Origin of the sequence: Lysobacter hankyongensis (assembly GCF_039543145.1) — a bacterium.
GTDB classification, from domain to species: Bacteria; Pseudomonadota; Gammaproteobacteria; order Xanthomonadales; family Xanthomonadaceae; genus Lysobacter_I; species Lysobacter_I hankyongensis.
On sequence record NZ_BAABJE010000012.1, the window covers coordinates 104,004 to 123,911 of the forward strand.

Below are 19,908 nucleotides of genomic sequence, written 5' to 3' on the forward strand. Positions count from 1 at the left end.
CCGCCCGTGCCGGCCTCGAAGTGAATTCCCCCTAAACAACTTTGCCCTGCGCTGGAACAGCGATGTAACTCGGGCCAATGCGCCCACGCCTTTCACGGATCTGTTTCGAGGAATCACGCATGGTCGCTGTCTTCACGGGAAGTGGTCTGGGTCTGTACAACACGTCGTACACCCAGCTTGGATTCGCCACCGGCGGCAACGCCGGCATCGGCCAGAGCCGCGAAAGCCAGTACGTCAATCTGGCGACCGGCAATCTCGTCCTGCAGGACCTCGACGAAAGCCTGGTGGCGCGTGGCCTCAGCGCCGCATTCCTGCGCACCTACAACAGCCGCGGCGTGGTCGCCGGCACCGGCCAGGACGGTTGGGTCACCGGGTTCGAGCGCAACCTGACGCTCACCGGCACGCTCAACGCGGTCGGCAGCACCATGACCCTGACCACCGGCGACGGCCAGAGCGTGGTCTTCACGTACTCGGGCACGGCCAACAACTACACCACCACCGGCGGCGACGGCGCGCACGATTCCCTCGTGTGGGACGGCACCAATCTGGTGTGGACCTATACCGAGGGCAGCACCCGGCGCGAAGAGCGCTATGCTGACCACGCCAACGCCACGCTCAAGGGCCGCCTGCTCTGGATCCGCAATCTGCGGACCGACGGCACCAATCCCGCGCGTTACGACGTGCTCTACGACGCGAACAATCGCGTCTCCCAGGTGCGCGCCGTCGACGGCGGCGGCACCAACGCCGATTCGCTGATCTTCGCCTACAACACCGCCGGCCAGCTGGCGTCGGTGAGCACCCGCGAAGGCGGCACGACCCGCGTGCAGGTGACCTACGGTTACGAAAACGCCGACGGCAGCGGCCGCCTGTCGTGGGTGCAGACCGATCTGACGCCCGAGATCACCACCGACAACACCTGGGACGCCACCACCGCCGCGAACAACGACGGCAAGCGCTTCCGCACGTCGTACACCTACGTCAGCACGACCGTGAGCGATCTGCGCATCGCCAGCGTGAGCACCAGCGACGGCGTCAACGTCGCCTACACCTACGAAGCCGACGGTGCCGGCGGTTTCCGGGTGAAGACGGTGACCCGCGGCGGCGCCGGCGACGGCTCCACGCAGACGACCACCTTCGTCTACAACGCCAATTCGACCGACGTCATCGACGGCGCCGGCCGCACCTGGACCTACGAATACGACGCCAACCGCCAGTTGATCGGCGTGCTGGAACCGGCCGTGGACGGCCTGCGCCAGAAGACCAGCTACACCTACGATGCCTCGGGCAATCTGATCCGCGTCAGCCAGGCCGCGACCGCCGGCGGCACCGCGGTGCTCGACACCGTGTTCCGTTACGACGCGAACGGCAACCGCACCCTGCAGCGCGATCTGCTGGGCAACACTATCGCCTGGACCTACAGCACCGCGAACCAGGTCACGGCCGAAACCCGCTACACCGTCGCCGACGCCGACGGCCTCGATCCGAACCACACCGGCACCACCAATCTCCCGTCCGGCGCGCTGACCACCCGCTACATCTACGACAGCCGCAACCGCGTGCGCTTCGTCGTCAACGCGGCCGGCGAAGTGCGCGAACTCACCTACGCGACCACCGGCAACGGCATCGGTCAGGTCGCGAGCGAGCGCACTTACCTCGGCGCCACCTACAGCGGCACCTATACCGAAGCGGCGCTCAACACCTGGGCCACCGACGCGGTGGCGCTGCGCAAGTCGAACAGCGCGCTGACCGTCTATGGTTACGACGCCAAGGGCCGGGTCTCGCAGACCGAAACCTATGCGACCGTCAGCGCCGACGTGAACGGCACCGGCGTGCTCGATGCCGCCACCGATCTGGTGCGCTACACCTACGACGCGCAGGGTCTGCTGCGCCAGAAGATCGCGGTGCGCGGCAGCGGCCGCACGCTGGCCGGCGCCGCGCCGACGACCAGCGAGATCGTCGATTACGTCTACGACGGCATGGGCCGCCTGCTCAGCCAGCTCAGCCGCGCCGCCGCCACCACGGCGATGCCGGACGCGCGCATCGATCCGACCGGCTACGCCACCTGGCTGGCCGCGAACGACGCCACGACGCTGCTCACCGCCTACGCCTACGTCGATTCCGCGAATCAGATCCGGGTCGACTTCGACGGTGGCGCCACCCGCACCGCGACCCACAACCGCGCCGGAGCGGTGGTGAGCGCGAGCGATGCCGGCCTGGTCGGCGGCAGTCTCGTCACCCGCACCACCCAGAACTTCTACGACGCCAGCGGGCGACTGCGCGCCAGTCAGGACGCCGCCGGCGGGCGGACGTATTACTTCTACGATGCGGCTGGCCGGCTGTCGTCGGTGGTCGATCCCACCGGCGCGGTGGCGCGCACGGTCTACGACGGCGTCGGCCGCGGCGTGCAGACCGTCGCCTACGCGATCCGGGTGAACACCACCGGCTGGATCTCCGGCAGCACCGTCGTCAAGGACACGCTGATCTTCGCGGCCACCGCACCGGCGCTCACCGGCAGCCAGGCTTGGGTCCAGACCGATGCCGCCAACGATCGCAACGGCTACCGCACCTACGACAACGGCGGCCGCATCGCGACCGAAACCGACGCCGCCGGATTGCTGACCACCTACGCCTACGACGGCGCCAACCGCCTGCTGTCGACCACGCTCAGCAAGCCCGGCGATGCCACGGTGACGCCGCGCGTGCAGCGGATGTTCTACGACAACGCCGACCGCGTGGTCGGCACGCTCGATGCCGAAGGCTCTCTGGTCGAGGCGATCTACGATGCCGGCGGTCGCCTGATCCGCAGCGTGCGTTACGCCACGCCGACCAGCGTCGCGCTGCGCGCGACCGGGACCCTCGCGGCCCTGCGTCCCGTCGCGCCCAATCCCGCCGACCAGACCACGCGCTATTTCTACGACGCGCGCGGCCAGCAGATCGGCATCCTCAACGCCGAAGGTTATCTCACCGAATTCGTCTACGACGAGGCCGCGAACCAGCGCGCGGTGAAGGCCTACGCCAAGCAGTTGACCGGCCTGAGCGGCAGCGAAACCTTCGTCGCGCTGCGCACCAGCGCCACCACCGGCGCACCGACGGAAGCGTTCCGCCTGACCCAGCGCAGCTTCAATGCGCTGGGCCAGGTCGCGACCGAGCTGAATCACGAGGGCACGGTCACCAACTACATCTACGATGAAGCCGGGCGTCTGGTGAAGACCCAGAGCGCCGCCGGCACCAGCGAGGTGCGCGAAGGCAATCGCCGTTACGACGTGTTCGGCAATCTCATCGGCGAACTCGCCGGCGAGGGCTCCACCCGCCTGCTCGGCGGCATGACCGAAACGCAGATCGACGCGATCTACGCCCAGTACGGTGTGCGCCACAGCTACGACCTCGTCGGTCGCCGCACCGAAAGCATCGACGCCGCCGGCAACAAGACCTGGTATTTTTACGACGCCGCCGGCCGCCAGACCTTCGTGGTCCGCGGCGTGCACGACGCGTCCAACGTGCAGAACGCGTGGGGCGAAGTCGTCGAGACGCGCTACAACGCGTTCGGACAGGCATCCGACGCCATCGTCTACACCGGACGGATCACGCTTGCGGTCGCCGGCAGTCGCGCCAGCGCGCAGAGCGCGATCCAGGCGCTGACCTTCAACGCCACGACCGACAGCCGCATCCAGTTGCGCTACGACCGCCGCGGCCAGCTCAGCGAGCGGATCGACGCCGAGAACTACCGCACGCTGTACACCTACACTGCGTTCGGCGAAGTGCGCACCCAGCAGGATCTGGAGCTCGACAACAGCGTCCGCCGCACGGTCACGAATACCTACGACGGCCGCGGCCTGCTGACCGGGCAGAACGAAGCCGGCGGCACCCTGAGTCGCAGCATCGGCGTGATCTACGACGCCTTCGGCCGCGCGACCACGCGTACGGACGCGCGCAACAACACGATGACGATCGCCTACGACCGCCTCGGTCGCGTGCTGTCGCAGACCGCGAACAATGTCAGCGGCCGCAACGAAAGCGTGTCGACGACGTACGACGCCTTCGATCGCGTGGTCACGCAGACCGATGCGCTGGGCCGCATCACCAACTACGTGCACAGCGACAGCGCGCGCAGCATCACCGTGACCACGCCGGAAGGCGTGTCCGCGACCACCGTCTCCAACCGCTTCGGCCAGGCGCTGACGCTGACGCAGACGCTGCCCGACGGCACCGTCGCCACCACGACCACCACCTACAACAAGGACGGCCAGGTCGATACCGTCGTCGACGCGCTGAACCGCACCGTCGTCGACAACACCTACGATGCGCGCGGGTTGCTGACATCGACCGTCGACGCCAGCGGTCGCCGCGTCGACTACAGCTACGACGCCGCCGGCCGCACGCTGACCCGTCGCGAAGATCCGACCGGCCTGAATCTGACCACCACCTGGACCTACGACGGCCAGGGCCGCCAGCTCACCGTCACCGACGCGAGCAACGTGCGCACGTCGTTGATCTACGACCGCAAGGGCAATCTGATCGAAGCGGTGCTGGACCCGAACGGGCTGGCGCTGCGCACCACCTACACCTGGGATCGCGACGGCCGCCAGCTGACGATGACCCAGGGCGCCGGCACCGCCGCGGCGACTACCGTGGCCTATGCCTACGACGCCTTCGGCCGTCGCGTGACCGAGACGGTGTCCCCCGGTGCGCTGAACCTGATCACCACCTACGTCTACGACGCCAGCGACAACGTCGTTCGCAAGACCGACGCCAGCAACCGTACCACCCGCTACAGCTACGACGCCGCGAACCGCATGCGCTTCAGCGTCGACGACGCCGGTGGCGTCAGCGAAGTGGTGTACGACGCGGCCGGTCGCGCGACGATGACCCGCAGCTACGCGAAGGTCGCGACGATCACCGGGTTGCCGCTCGCGCCGACCGAAGCGGAGATGTCCGCGCTCGTCGCCGCGCAGACGCTGGCGAACGACGCGCAGGATGAGGTGAACTACCGGATCTACGATCGCGACGGCCGTCTGGTGATGACCGTCGACGGCACCGGCGGCGTCATCGAGATCGACTACGACAGCGCCGGCCGCAAGGTGCTGGAACGGCGCTATGCCCAGCCCGCCGCGCTGAGCGCGTCGCTGCGCACGCAGCTCGCCGCGGGCACCGCCACCATCGACACGGTGCGCGCGCTGGCCGGTGCGAACGCGGCCAAGGACGTACAGATCCGTTTCGTTTACGACGCGGCCGGTCAGGTCGTGTTCGTGCTCGATGCCATCGGCGCGGTCACCCGCAACTGGTACGACGCCGCCGGCCGTGTGGTCGCGACGCGCCGTTACGCCACCACGGTGAACTTCGCGTCGGTCGGCGACGCCACCAGCGTCGCCGCGCTGCAGGCGCTGGTGGTCGAGGCCGCCACCGACCTCGGCGAATACCGCGTGTACGATGCGGCCGGACGGGTGATCCATCTGGTCGATCTCGCCGGCACCCTGCAGCAGATCGGTTACGACGGCGCCGGACGCATGGCCGTCACCCGCACCTACGCGGCGCCGTTCGCGATCACCACGACACTGCGCGACGCGCTGCGTGCGGGCACCGCCACGGCCGCCGATTTCTCCGCTTTCGCCACCGCCAACGAAGCCGCCGCGCGCGCGCAGGCGCTGGTCTACGACAGCGCCGGCCGCCAGCGCTACACGATCCTCCGCTCCGCCGCCGGCATCGCCGAAGTCGCCGAAACCCAGTACGACGCCGCCGGCCGCGTGACGGCGCAGGTGCGCTACGGCGTCAACATCGCGTTCGGCACGAGCTATACCGAAACCGGCGTCGGCAACGCGCTCAACGCCGCGCTGAGCAGCGATCAACTCATCCGCGCGACCCAGATCCGCAGCCAGCGCTACGTCTACGACACCGCCGGCCGCCAGCGCTTCATGCTCGACGCGACCGGGGCGCTCGCCGAGTGGCGCTACGACGGCGCCGGCCGGGTCACGGACGCCATCGCCTACGGGCAACGTCCGCCGGCGACCACCACGACCGAGACCGGCCTGTCGGCCTGGGCCAATGCCCAGCCCGCGGTCGACGTGCGCCGCACGCGTTCGGCCTACGACGCCGCCGGTCGCCTGCAGGTCAAGACCGACGCCAACAATCGCACCGAAAGCTATACCTACGACGCCGCCGACCGGATGCTGACCCGCACCGATCGCAACAATGCGGTCTGGACCTATCAGTACGACGCCGCGGGTCGCCGCACCGCCGAACTCAGTCCGCAGGTCGCGGTGACCAGCGTCGACGCCGCCGGCAACGTTTCCACCGCCAATCGCGCGATCGCCACCCGTTACACCTACGATGCGTTCGGCAACGTGCTCACCCGCGTCGACAACGCCGACGCGCCGGTCACCGCCGACCGCCGCACCACCCGCTACGTCTACGACAACCGCGGCTACCAGGTCAGCACGATCTTCCCGGATGCCGGCGCCTACAACGTGACCACCAACGCGCTGGAAGCCACCGGCGTGCAGGCCACGATCGAGATCACCTACAACGCGCTGGGCCAGGCGGTCGTCCAGAAGGACGTGCGCAACTTCTACAGCTACAAGGCCTACGACGCCGCCGGCCGTGTCGCCTACGAAGTCGACCAGGAAGGCTACGCCACCCGTTACACCTACAACGCCTTCGGCGAAGTGGAATCGCTGCGTCGCTACGCGACCGTCACGAACACCGGCGCGATCGCCGGCTGGTCGCAGGGCCAGTCGCTGAGCATGGCGCAGCTGCAGACCGCGGGCGTGCTGACCGCCGGCGCCAACGATCGCGTCATCGACACCGTGTACACCCTGCTGGGCCGCAAGGCGACGGTCACGCAGTCCTCGATCACCTACTACCGCGCCGACGGCAGCGCCGCCACCGGCTCGCCGGTCAAGACCTTCGACTACAACGCCTTCGGCGATCTCACGCTGGAATCCGATCTCATCGAAGGTGTGCCGGGTACCGGCGGCGCCGTGTGGGCGACCGCCACCCGCTATTACGACGCGCTCGGCCGCAACACGATGACCGTGGATGCGATGGGCTACGTCACCAAGACCGAATACAACGCCACCGGCGAAGCGACCGAGACCATCGAATACGCGCGTGCGCTGACCGGCACGCCGAATCCGGCCTCGCGTCCGGGCCTGCCGGCGCCGGGCGACGCCGCCATCGGCTACGACCGCATCACCCGTTGGGGTTACGACGCGCTCGGCCGCAAGATCAGCGAAACCTCGGTGCGCCAGTATCGCCGCGTCGACGGCAGCACCGGCAGCCGCGACGTGGTCGCGACGTACGGTTACGACCATGAAGGCCGGGTCACCTCGATCAGCGACGACACCGGCACCACCAGCACCGTCTACGACGCCATCGGCCGCGCCGTTTCGGTGCAGGAAGCCGCGCGCAGCGTGCTGGTGCAGTCGGTCGACGGCCTGCTGGGCACCAGCGCCAGCCGCGATCTCACCACCGGCCTGATCTACGAGCAGCGTTCGCCGTTCACGACCATGGGCTACGACGCCTTCGGCAACGCGGTGGTGGTGCGCCGCTACGCCAACGGCAAGGACGGCGCCAATGCCGCGGTCGCCGACGATACCCGCGACCAGGTGCAGCTGCTGCGCTACGACTGGCAGGGCCGCGCGGTGTGGGAACGCAACGCCACCGGCGCCACGGTGACGCGCCGTTACGATGCGGCCGACAACGTGACCGAAGTGCGCTACACCCTGCAGGGCAACAACGGCCGTTCGGCCGTGGTGGTGTCGACCAACACCTACGACAAGACCGGTCGCCAGCTCAGCAACCGCACCGACCGCGAGCTGATGCTCAGCGGCGTCTATCAGAGCACGGTCGTCGACAGCGGCGAGACCGTGGTCTACAACGCGTTCGGCGAGATCACCCAGAAGACCCAGTACGGCCTTACCGGCACGCTGATCTACGGTTACGACACCGCCGGGCGGCTGACATCCTCCAACGAAAGCGGCGCCACCCGCAGCTACGGTTACAACCTCGCCGGGCACCTGGTGCGCAGCGCGCAGAACGCGTATCTCAGCGCAGCCGAAGGCGTGATCTCCGCGGTCACCGTCTCGCGCGTCGACAAGCTGGGCCGCACCCTGGAAGTGACGCTGCCGTCGCATACCGCGGTCACCTCGACCACCAGCAGCATCACCCAGACCGTGGATCGCTGGGGCAATGTCGTGCGCATCATCGACGCGCGCGGCTACCAGACCGATTACGAATACAACAGCCTCAACCAGCTGGTGCGCGAGATCCGGCCGCTGGTGAAGGTGGTGTCCGAGAACGGCGGCGTGACCTGGCAGCGCCCGGTCAACGAGCGCTATTACGATGCCCTCGGCCGTCTGGTCGCCACCCGCGACGCCAACGGCAACCTGCGCGCGAACGAATACGACCAGACCGGTCGCCTGACCGTGGCCAAGGACGCCTTCGGCAACGCCACCCGCTTCGCCTACGACATCTTCGGCAACCAGCGCATCACCCAGAACGCGCTGGGCTATCTGTCGTTCAAGGAATACGACCGCGTCGGCCGCGTCGTCGCGATCGGCGATTACCTGCCGTCCGCCAGCGGCAGCACCCGCAACAAGGCCGTGCTGCAGAGCTACGTGCTGAACGAGAACGGCGACCGCATCCAGGTCACCAACGCGCTCACCCAGACCGCGCGCTACGACTACGACAGCCGCAACCAGCTGATCCGCAGCCAGACCGCGGTCGGCGTGGTGATGGATTACGCCTACGACGCGGGCGCCCGCAAGATCCGCGAAAGCAACGCGTACTCCACCACCTCCGGCTCGCTGACCGACCGCGACGGCGAGAGCGTCCGCATCAACGAGGCGACCTGGGACTACGACGTCTTCGGGCGCACGATCGACCACAACAACCTCAGCGGCCGCGACAGCAATTACGCCTACGACGCGACGTCGGGCCAGCTGACCTCGGAAACCGCCGCGGGCGGCTTCGGCATCACCACCGGCAACGGCACCAAGACCGTCAGCTATTACGCCAACGGTCGCATCCGTCAGGTGGTCGAGGGCAGCACGACCTATCGCTACGAATACGACGCCACCGGCAACCGCACGATGGAAGAGGTGATCACCTCCGACATCTACGGCCTGTCGGTGCACACCGTCACCCGCACCACCTACGACAGCAACAACCGCGTCGAGCGCGTCACCCAGCACGACCAGCTGTTGAACAAGCGCATCTTCGACCTGATCACCGAGTACGACGCCAACGGCAACCGCCGCCACGTCAGCGCGGTCTCGGGTTACGGCCCGAACGTCGACGGCATCGTGGTGACCAACGCCGCGCCGGTGGTGATCCGCGCGGTCGAGGATCGCACGGTCCGCAAGGGCCTCACCTCGCAGTTCCGTCTGCTGTTCACCGACATTTTCCGCGACGCCGAACAGGATGCGCTGAGCCTGACCATCGCCAAGAGCGACGGCAGCGCGCTGCCGGCCTGGCTGGTCGCCACCCGCGATCCGGACACCGGCGAGATCGTTTTCACCGCGAATCCGGGCGCCGGTCTGGCCGACCAGGACATCGTGGTGCGCCTCACCGCGACCGAAACCGCGAACCCCGCGAACACCACCAGCACCACCTTCGTGGTGCGCGTGCGCACCAATACCGCGCCGACCCTGGTGCAGCCGGGCGACGTGGCCGTGCGGGTCAAGACCAATCAGCCCTGGAACAAGGATCTGGTCGCGAGCGAGCATTTCCGCGACGCCGATGTCGGCGACGTGCTGGCGCTGAGCATCGAGAATCAGGCCTCGCTGCCGTCGTGGCTGACCGTCGACGCCAGCAATCCCGATGCGATCCGCCTCAGTGGCACGCCGACGACGTCGGGCACGTTCACCGTGCGCCTGCGCGCGACCGATCAGCAGGGCGCCTACATCGTCAAGCAGTTCGTGATCACCACCGCGCCGAACGCGGCGCCGCAGGTGGTCGCGGTGCCGCAGCCGGTCGACGCGATCCTCACCCGCCAGTTCGAATGGACGCGCCCGCTCGCCAACGTCTTCACCGACGCCGAAGGCGACCGCATGCAGGTGACCGCGCGCCTGTCCGACGGCAGCGCATTGCCGGCGTGGATGTCGTTCCAGTATCTGTACGACCAGGCGACGCCGGAGATCGTGTTCTCGGGCAACGTGCCGGCCGACGAAGTGAACGGCCGCGTCTACAACGTGGTGATGACCGCCACCGACGTCGATGGCGCGTCCACGTCCACCACGCTGGTGGTCCGCGTGTTCGCGAACCGCGCGCCGGCCCCGACCGGCGGCACGCAGACGCTGCCGCCGCTGCGCGTCAACGACAACTACAGCCAGACCTTCGCGATCTCGAGCTTCTTCAGCGATCCCGAGAACGACGGCCTGAACCTCACCACGATCTGGCCGAACGGTTCGACCCTGCCGCAGTGGCTGCGGATGAACGTCGACTACGCGGCGGGCACGGTCACCTTCTCCGGCCGGCCGAACACCAACGCCCAGGCCGGCACGCTGACCTTCGATGTGCGCGCCACCGACATCGCCGGTCTCACCGGTACCAAGTCGTTCTCGATCACGATCGGTACCGATACCGCGCCGGCGCGGACCGCGGTCGCACTGGCGGATCGCACGCTCAGCATCGGGCGCAGCTTCAGCTACACGATTCCGGACGGCCTGTTCGCGGATGCGGACAGCGACAGTTTCACCCTGAACGCGCAGATGGTGACCCAGTACACCGAGTCGTACTGGGAAGACACCATGCCGCCGACGTGGGTCACGTACAACTGGGTGGAATACGCACCGCTGCCGGCATGGATGACCTTCAATGCGGCCACGCGGACCTTCAGCGGCGTCGTGCCCGCCGGCCAGGCGGCCGGGCAGATCTCGATCCGGGTCAAGGCGACCGACAGCCGCGGCCAGGTGAGCGCGGCGAACGAACAGTTCGTCGGCGGCGCGGGCAATACCGCCGACGGCGACATCGTTTTCAACCTGCAGCCGTGGGTGAACAGCGCGCCGGTCTACAACGGCGGCCTGACCAATCCGACCCTGGTGCATGGCGGCGCGGTGAACGTTCCGCTGCCGGGCGGTGCGTTCACCGAGCCGGACGGCGATGCGCTGAGCTACAGCGCGCAGGTGCTGATCGGCAGCACGTGGACGAACATCAGCGCGATCGGGCTGAGCATCAACAGCACGACCGGCCAGATCACCGGCACGGCGAGCAACCTGACCCAGGCGAGCTACAGCGCGCGGATCGTGGCCAGCGACGGTTCGCTGACCGGCACCGGCACGTTCACCTTCAACGTGACCAACACGCCGCCGACGGCGGGCACGATTCCGGCGCAGACGGCGGGCCGCAACCAGGCGTTCAACTTCAACGTCGCCGGCTATTTCAGCGACGTGAATTCGAACCCGCTGACGTTCACCGCCAGCGGCCTGCCGGCGGGCCTGAGCATCAGCACCGCCGGTCTGATCAGCGGTACCACCACGGTGGCGCTGGGCAACTACACGGTGACGGTGACGGCGAACGACGGTCGCGGCGGCACGGTCAACGCCAGCTTCACGCTGACCGTCGCCAATTCGGCGCCGGTGGCGCCGACGATCAACAATCAGACCGCAACCGCGGGCGTGGCGTGGAGCTTCACCGCGCCTGCGTTCACCGATCCCAACGGCGATGCGCTGACCTACACGGCGTCGGGCCTGCCGGGCTGGATGACCTTCAACGCCACCACCCGCGTCTTCAGCGGCATGCCCGGTGTCGTCGGCAGCTGGTCGATCACGCTCACCGCCACCGACACTGCGGGCGCCACCGCCAGCCGCACCTTCACGGTGACCACGCCGAGCACGCCGCCGGTCTATACCCCGGGCTCGCTGGCCAACCAGACCGCGCAGCCGTCGCAGGCGTTCACGTACGTCATTCCGGCCAACACCTTCACCGATCCGAACGGCGACACGCTGACGTACAGCGCCGACGGCAACGGTGCCGCACTGCCGTCGTGGCTGAGCTTCAACGCCGCCACCCGCACCTTCAGCGGTACGCCGACCGCGGCCGGCACCTGGACCATCCGCGTGCTCGCGTCCGACGGCACCAACCAGGTCGGTGCGACCTTCACCATCACCACGCCGAACGCCGGGCCGGCCTACAACGGCACGCTGCCCAGCCGCGGCGCAACGGTGAACACGCCGGTGTCCTGGGCGCTGGCCGGCGGCACCTTCACCGATGCCAACGGCGACGCGCTGACCTATACGCTCGAAGTCGAGCGCCCCGGCTACTGGGAGCAGTACTACATCGCACCGGGCGAGCCGGATTTCCGCTGGGTCGATCCGGCGTGGATCTCCGCGTCCTCGGTGGGCCTGAGCATCGCGGCCAACGGTACGATCAGCGGCACGCTGCAGGCGCTGTACGCGCCCGCCCAGTACTACACCAGCGGCAACTATCAGTACTACTACGACTACAACATGCGCATCACCGCGCGCGATCCGAGCAACGCCAGCGTCACCGGCGGTTTCGCGGTGACCGCGAACGTGGCGCCGACCGCACCGTCGATTTCGCGGATCATCCTCGCGCACAACACGCCGGTGAGCACCACGCTGCCGGTCTTCACCGACATCAACGGCCATGCGCTGACCTACACCGCGACCAACCTGCCGCCGGGGCTGAGCTTCAATCCGTCGACGCGGGTGATCAGCGGCACCGGCACGACCAAGGGCGACTGGACGGTGACCTACACCGCCACCGATGCCCTGGGCGCGGCGACCAGCACCACCTTCACGCTGACCATCGGCACCGACACCGCGCCGGTGCGCACCGCCGTGGCGTTGTCCGATCGGACGGTGAATATCGGCCGTAGCTTCAGCTATACGATTCCGGACGGCCTGTTCGTCGACAACGACGGCGACAGCTTCGCGCTGGGCGCGCAGATGGTGACCCAGCAGAGCGAGTCGTACTGGGAAGACACGATCCCGCCGACGTGGGTGACGTACAACTGGGTGCAGTACGCACCGCTGCCGGCATGGATGACGTTCAACGCGGCGACGCGGACCTTCAGCGGCACGGTGCCTGCGGGCCAGGCGGCCGGGCAGATCGCGATCCGGGTGCAGGCGACCGACAGCCGCGGCCGGGTGAGCGCGGCGAACGAGCAGTTCGTCGGCGGCGCGGGCGCGACCGGCGACGGCGACATCATCTTCAACGTCCAGCCGTGGGTGAACAGCGCGCCGGTCTACAACGGCGGCCTGACCAGCCCGACCCTGGTGCACGGCGGTGCGGTGAACGTTCCGCTGCCGGGCGGTGCGTTCACCGAGCCGGATGGCGATGCGCTGAGCTACAGCGCGCAGGTGCTGATCGGCAGCACGTGGACGAACATCACCGCGATCGGCCTGAGCATCAACAGCGCGACCGGCCAGATCACCGGCACGGCGAGCAACCTGACCCAGGCGAGCTACAGCGCGCGGATCGTGGCCAGCGACGGTTCGCTGACCGGCACCGGCACGTTCACCTTCAACGTGACCAACACGCCGCCGACGGCGGGCACGATTCCGGCGCAGACGGCGGGCCGCAACCAGGCGTTCAACTTCAACGTCGCGGGTTACTTCAGCGACGTGAATTCGAACCCGCTGACGTTCACCGCCAGCGGTTTGCCGGCGGGCCTGAGCATCAGCACCGCCGGTCTGATCAGCGGCAGTTCGACCGCCGCGCTGGGCGGTTACGCGGTCACGGTGACCGCGAACGACGGTCGCGGCGGCACGGTCAACGCCAGCTTCACGCTGACCGTCGCGAACTCGGCGCCGGTCGCACCCGGCGTGACCAATCAGACCGCGACCGCCGGCAGCTTCTTCAGCTACACGCCGGCGGCGTTCAGCGACCCGAACGGCGACGCCCTGACCTACACCGCGACGGGCCTGCCGGGCTGGATGAACTTCAACACCAGCACCCGCACCTTCAGCGGCACGGCGGGCGTGGTTGGCAGCTGGACCATCACCTACACCGCGACGGATACGTCGGGCGTGTCGGCCAGCACCACCTTCACCGTGACCACGCCGAGCACGCCGCCGGTCTACGCCGGCGGCCTGACCAACCAGTCGGCGTCGCCGGGCGTGGGCTTCAACTACACCGTGCCCGCCGGTGCGTTCACCGATCCCAATGGCGACACGCTGAGCTACAGCGCCGACGCCAACGGCGTCGCGCTGCCGTCGTGGCTGAGCTTCAACGCCGCCACCCGCACCTTCAGCGGCACGCCCAGCGGCGCCGGCACCTGGACGATCCGGGTGATGGCGTCGGACGGCACCAGCACCGCATCCGGCACGTTCACCATCTCCACCGCGAACGTCGGTCCGGTCTACAACGGCACCTTGCCGGCGCGCAGCGGGTCGTCCGGTACGGGCGTGTCCTGGGCCATGCCCGGCGGCGCGTTCACCGACGCCAACGGCGATGCCTTGACCTACACGCTGGAAGTCGAGCGTCCCGGTTACTGGGAGCTGTACTACATCGCGCCGGGCGAGCCGGATTACCGCTGGATCGACCCGACCTGGGTGTCGGCATCGGCGGTGGGCCTGAGCATCGCGTCGAACGGCACGGTCAGCGGTACCTTGCAGGCGCTGTATTCGCCGGGCGGGTTCGGCGGCAGCTACCAGTACTTCTACAACTACAACATGCGCATCACCGCGCGCGATCCCAGCAGCGCCAGCGCCACCGGCGGCTTCGCGGTGACCGTGAACGTGGCACCGGTCGCACCGGGCATCGGCACGGTGACCGCGCGTCAGAACAGCGCGTTCAACTACACCCTGCCGGCCTTCACCGACGCCAACGGTCACGCGTTGAGCTACAGCGTGAGCAATCTGCCGCCGGGCCTGAGCTTCGATCCGGGCACCCGCACCATCGCCGGCACGCCGCCGACCGCCGGCAGCTGGACCGTCACCTACACCGCCAACGACGGTTACGGCGGCGTCACCAACACCACGTTCACGCTGACGGTGCAGGCCAACAACGCGCCGAGCGCGCCCGCGGTGGGTGCGCAGGCCGGCACGATCAACGTGGCGCTGTCGCTGACGTTGCCCGCGTTCACCGATGCGGACTACGACGCGCTCAGCCACAGCGTCAGTAATCTGCCGCCGGGGCTGAGCTTCGATCCGGTCACCCGCACCATCACCGGCACGCCGACCACCACCGGCACCTGGACCGTGACCTACGGCGCCAGCGACGGTCGCGGCGGCACGGCCAGCACCACGTTCTCGTTCACCATCAATCCGCCCACCGCGAATCGCGCGCCGGTCGTCAGCATTCCGCTGGACGACCAGTACGCGATGAGCGACTACGAGTTCTATTACGAGATTCCGGCGAACAGCTTCACCGATCCGGACAACAACCCGCTGACCTACACCGCGACGCTCGTCAGTGGCGCCGCGCTGCCGGCCTGGCTGAGCTTCAACGGCGCCACCCGCACGTTCCAGGGCTATCCGTTCGGGACCAACAACCAGAGCTGGACGATCCGCGTGCGCGCCACCGATCCGTCCGGCCTGAGCGTGTACGACGACTTCCTGCTGTACAAGGAAGGCAACGGCGGCGGCCCGATCAACCTGATGTCGACGCCGATCGACGCGAACGCCGGAACCGGTGCGGGCGCCGCCCCGTCGGGATCCGTCGCCAAGTCGGCGGGCGCGACCTACCGTTTCGACATGGGGCGCGGCACCGCGCCCGCGGTCGAGAATGCCACGGCCGTGTCCGAGCCGACGACGACGAATGCCGCCGAGACCCAGCCGGTGATGAAGGCGCTGGCGACCAGCGTGCCGGTGCAGGTGAAGGACGAATGGTTCGTCTACGACGCCGAGAACCGCCTCAAGCTCGTCGGCGGCCAGCTGATCGGCGCGGCGGGCGCGGTGGGGACCTACATCGGTCTCGCCAGCGGCGTGCAGTCCTATGAGCTGATGTACGACGCCGTCGGCCAGGTGGTCGGTCGCGCGGTGGTGTCCGGGACCAATCAGATCGTGTACCGCACCACGTACGACCTGCGCGGCCGCAAGCAGTACGAATACCACGCCGAGTACCTCAACCCGGTCAGCTTCGCGTTCGGCGGTCTGTCCAAGCAGTACGTGTACGACGCCGCGGATCGCCTCACCGAGACCCGCAGCTACTACCAGAACGGCACCAAGAAGAACGCCCCGCTCGATGGCGAGGGTTTCCCCGAGGGCCTGCCGATGTCGGTCGCCGGCTGGCTGTCCGGCGCCGAAACCTTCACCTACGACGCCGACGGCCGCATGACCCTGCAGGTCACGCTCGACCGCAACAACGGCATCAACGGCATCCAGTGGATGGAGCCGGGCACCTACGACGACACCCAGCAGCGCACCAACCTCAACGTGCTGGTCGAAAACAGCCGCGTGATGTACAGCGATGCCGGCGGCAACAGCGGTTACGACGCGCTGGGCCGGGTGTGGACCTATCGCTACACCGCGAAGGAGATCAGCTGGGCGACCCACACCTACACCAGCACCTACGAGGGCTGGGAAGGCTATGTCGAGAAGGTGGTGACCGGTACGAGCACCAACACCAACTATCGCGCCACCACCAACACGCTGACCTACGACGCGTTCGGCAAGCTCGTTCGCCAGATCGAGAACACCCCGCTGCCGGGCAACTACGGCACCCTGCACGACCGCGCCCGCGCCTACACCTACAACGGCGACGGTCGCGTGCAGACGCGCCGCGAGGGCACGATCGAGAACAGCGTGTTCACCCAGGTCGCCGATGCCTCCGGCGCGAAGGCGAACTACCAGTTCGTGCACGCCGCGGGCCAGCAGCAGGCCGAACTGCGCGAAGGCGGGCAGATCCGCTACAACAGCGGCTACACCTACAACACGCCGCAGATCCAGGGGCTCAACGGCAGCGGCAACTACGCCGCCGGCGGCGGTTCGGTGACGGTGCTGCAGGGCGAAACCCTGCAGAGCCTCGCCCAGCGCGTCTACGGCAACGCCAGCCTGTGGTACGTCCTCGCCGACGCCAACGGCCTGTCCGACCCGGATGGCGCCCTGATCGCCGGCACCCAGCTCAGCACCCCGAAGGTCACCGTCAGCAACAACGACGCCGGCACGTTCAGGCCCTACGACCCCAGCGAGGCCGTCGGCCCCACCAGCCCGGGCCTGCCCTACATCACGCCGCCGCCGAAGAAGAGCTGCAACCCGATCGCGATGATCCTGATGGTCGTCGTCGCGGTGGTGGTGACGGTGTTCACCGCGGGCGCGGCGGCGATGGCGATGTCCGCTGCCGCGCAGGGCGTTGCCTTCGGTTCCGTGGCGACGTCGATGGGCGCGATCATGACCGCAGGCGCCAGTGTGTTGACCGGCGGTGCGATCGCCGCGGGCGCCGGCATGGCGGTCGCGCTGGGCGGCAGCATCACGGCCGCCACGATGGCTGCGGCTGCGGTCGGCGGCTTCATGGGCAGTGTGGCCAGTCAGGCAGTCGGCATGGCGATGGGTGTCGTCGACAAGTTCAGCCTGCGCAGTGCCGTCGCCGGAGGCCTGACCGCAGGGTTCACGGCGGGCATCGGCAGCGTGATGGGTCCGACGAAGGAATTGATCCAGGCAGGGCAGTGGGGCAAGGTCGCGGCATCCGGCGCATTGACCGCTGCCGGCGGCTATGCGGCCAACCGCATCGCGGGGCTCGATGCCAGCTTCAGTTGGCGCAGCATCGCCGCTTCGGCCGTCACCTCCGTGGCCAGCGCGCTCGTGAGCAAGGGCATCGGCAGCGTCCTCGACAAACTGGAGATCGGCAACGACATCATCCGAGACACCGTCACCGGTTTCGGCGGCAGCGTCGTCGCCCTGCATACGAGGCGCGCGTTCGGCCTCGGGGGCGAGATCGACTATGGCGCCATGGCGCTCGATGCGTTCGGCAATGCGTTGGCCAACGCCGCGGTCGGCAAGTTGTCCAGAGTCGGCAATCAGTCTTTGTCTTTGGGAGGACCCGAAGCGCAGTTGCGCATGATCGATCAGGCCATCGAGACCGCGAGCGGCGCAGAATTGGAACGTCTGCGAATGTTGCGCGTCGAGGTTCTGGAAGGGAGGCATTCCCTGACGGTGCAGTCGGTCGAAAACCTCACCACACCCGATGGAAAAGCGGCCAATGCGGCTTATGACTCGGAGACCGGCATCATCTTCGTGAACAGGTCGCTGGTGGACGGCGCTCGTACGGCAGAAGGTGCTGCAGGGCTTCTTGGGGCCTATCTGGAAGAAGTTGCGGAATGGGTCGCCCACAAGTCCGGTATCCGGTACACCAGCGACAACGGTGTTGCCATGGACACCGGTGCGGTCAACGGCATGCTCGCCATGCAAGCGCTCGCATCCAATTACAAGGATGTGTCGTTCACGCTGAACGTCGGTGGTTCGCCCTCTACTTTCGTCACCGGATCAAACGAGATCTTCCAGGCGAGCGTGCGTCTGTTTACGCCCGACCGGATCATGAGCAATGTGCAAGGCGACGGTGTCTATTACCAGCAGACCTCCTTCGCCACCGCGCGCCAGGCTTTCATCCAGCAGATCCAACGCGGTCTTTCCGGTTTCGGCAATGGTGGCGCGATGGCCGTGGGTGTCGCTTACGGCATCCTCGAGAACGGATGGGATACCGTCAAGGGATTGGCGACCCTGGCTGGCCAGGTCGATGGGGCGCTGAAGTTTGCCGCGTTGCGAGGCGTCGGTCTGAACCGCCTTGCGGAGCGCTACCGCTCCGACTTCAACGCCATGAGCGACATGGTCGACTCCGTCAAGGGCTTCGTGAGATCGTCCTGGGGCAAGAAATGGGATGCTGCGAGTGAAGCCGTCTTCGGTGGATTCTTCCGCGCCCTGGAAGAAACTCAAAGCACTTGGAATCGTTTGCCGAACGATGGGCGTTTCGCGCCGGGCGCTTTCTTCGACTTCGGCAGGGCTGCGGGCCATCTCGTTTTCGAAGTCGTCAATATCGCCCTGACCGCCGTTGGCGCGGGTGCGGCCATTCGAGCCGGCACGACACTGGGTCGTGTGCTCGCAACGCGTGGTGCGAGCCTCGCAACCGGAGGCGCTGGTCGGCTCAGTGGCTTCTTCGACGATCTCGCATCAGCAGCGTCGCGATTCACGACCCGCACCGTCAATGGCTACACCTACCATCTCGATGACGTGGGCCGTGTCGTTCGCGTCGAGGGCCAGCTCAGGCTCAATCCGGCACAAGGCCGCAATACGACTGCGCAGAGGGCAGCGGGCGGCGCCGACAGACTGCCCGATGACCAGGGTGGGCATTACATCGGCCGACGATTCGATGGCCCGACCGAGGACTTCAATCATTTCGCGCAGAACGGGAATTTCAACAATTCCGCCTACAAACGGCTTGAAAACCATTGGGAGCGGTTGATCAATGGCGGGAGTACTGTCAGAGTTCGGATCGAGCCGATCTTCAACGGAAATTCGTTGCGCCCTGACCAGCTGGTCGTCCGTCAGTGGATCAACGGGCGCCCGGTGGCGCCAGTGACCTACAGAAATCAATACGGTGGATGATGACTCCTGAAATCGAAGAACACTATCGAAAGGTATGCCAGGCCGCTTTCGATGTGGTGCCCAGCGAATTTCGCAAGCTATGGGTGCGCTCGGAAATCGATGATGGCGTTTCGATGACGGGGTTGTATTACCTCGATCCCTCGGGGCGCCACCATTTCGTCACCGAGGGTCTTTACGCCATCGACAATGCGATGAACGACTTGCACTCCGCGGTCAAGAAGGCTGGCCAGCCGCTCTTCTCATCCGCGACGGTCATGCTTGATCCGGAAGGTCGCTTCTCGTTCGATTACGGCTACGGTGACGTGTCCGATCCAGCGCAGCAATTCGACCGGGAGGATGACTGGATCCGGAACTATCTCGGAAAAGGTGTCGATATCGTCTACGACGAATGAGACGGCGGCGGAAAGGT

2 protein-coding genes are annotated in these 19,908 nt (G+C 67.4%); both read left to right on the top strand.

All coding sequences use genetic code 11. The features are described 5' to 3' along the window. Positions 1-119 precede the first annotated feature (119 nt). Positions 120-19,499 carry a putative Ig domain-containing protein gene (locus ABD974_RS12110; protein WP_345303594.1) on the top strand — a complete coding sequence of 6,460 codons (19,380 nt, stop codon included), beginning with the start codon at positions 120-122 and terminating at the stop codon, positions 19,497-19,499. Next, entirely contained in the window at positions 19,496-19,891 is a 396-nt protein-coding gene (locus ABD974_RS12115) for an antitoxin YezG family protein (protein ID WP_345303595.1), read from the top strand. Before ABD974_RS12110 ends, ABD974_RS12115 begins: the two co-directional genes overlap by 4 nt. Positions 19,892-19,908 lie beyond the last annotated feature (17 nt).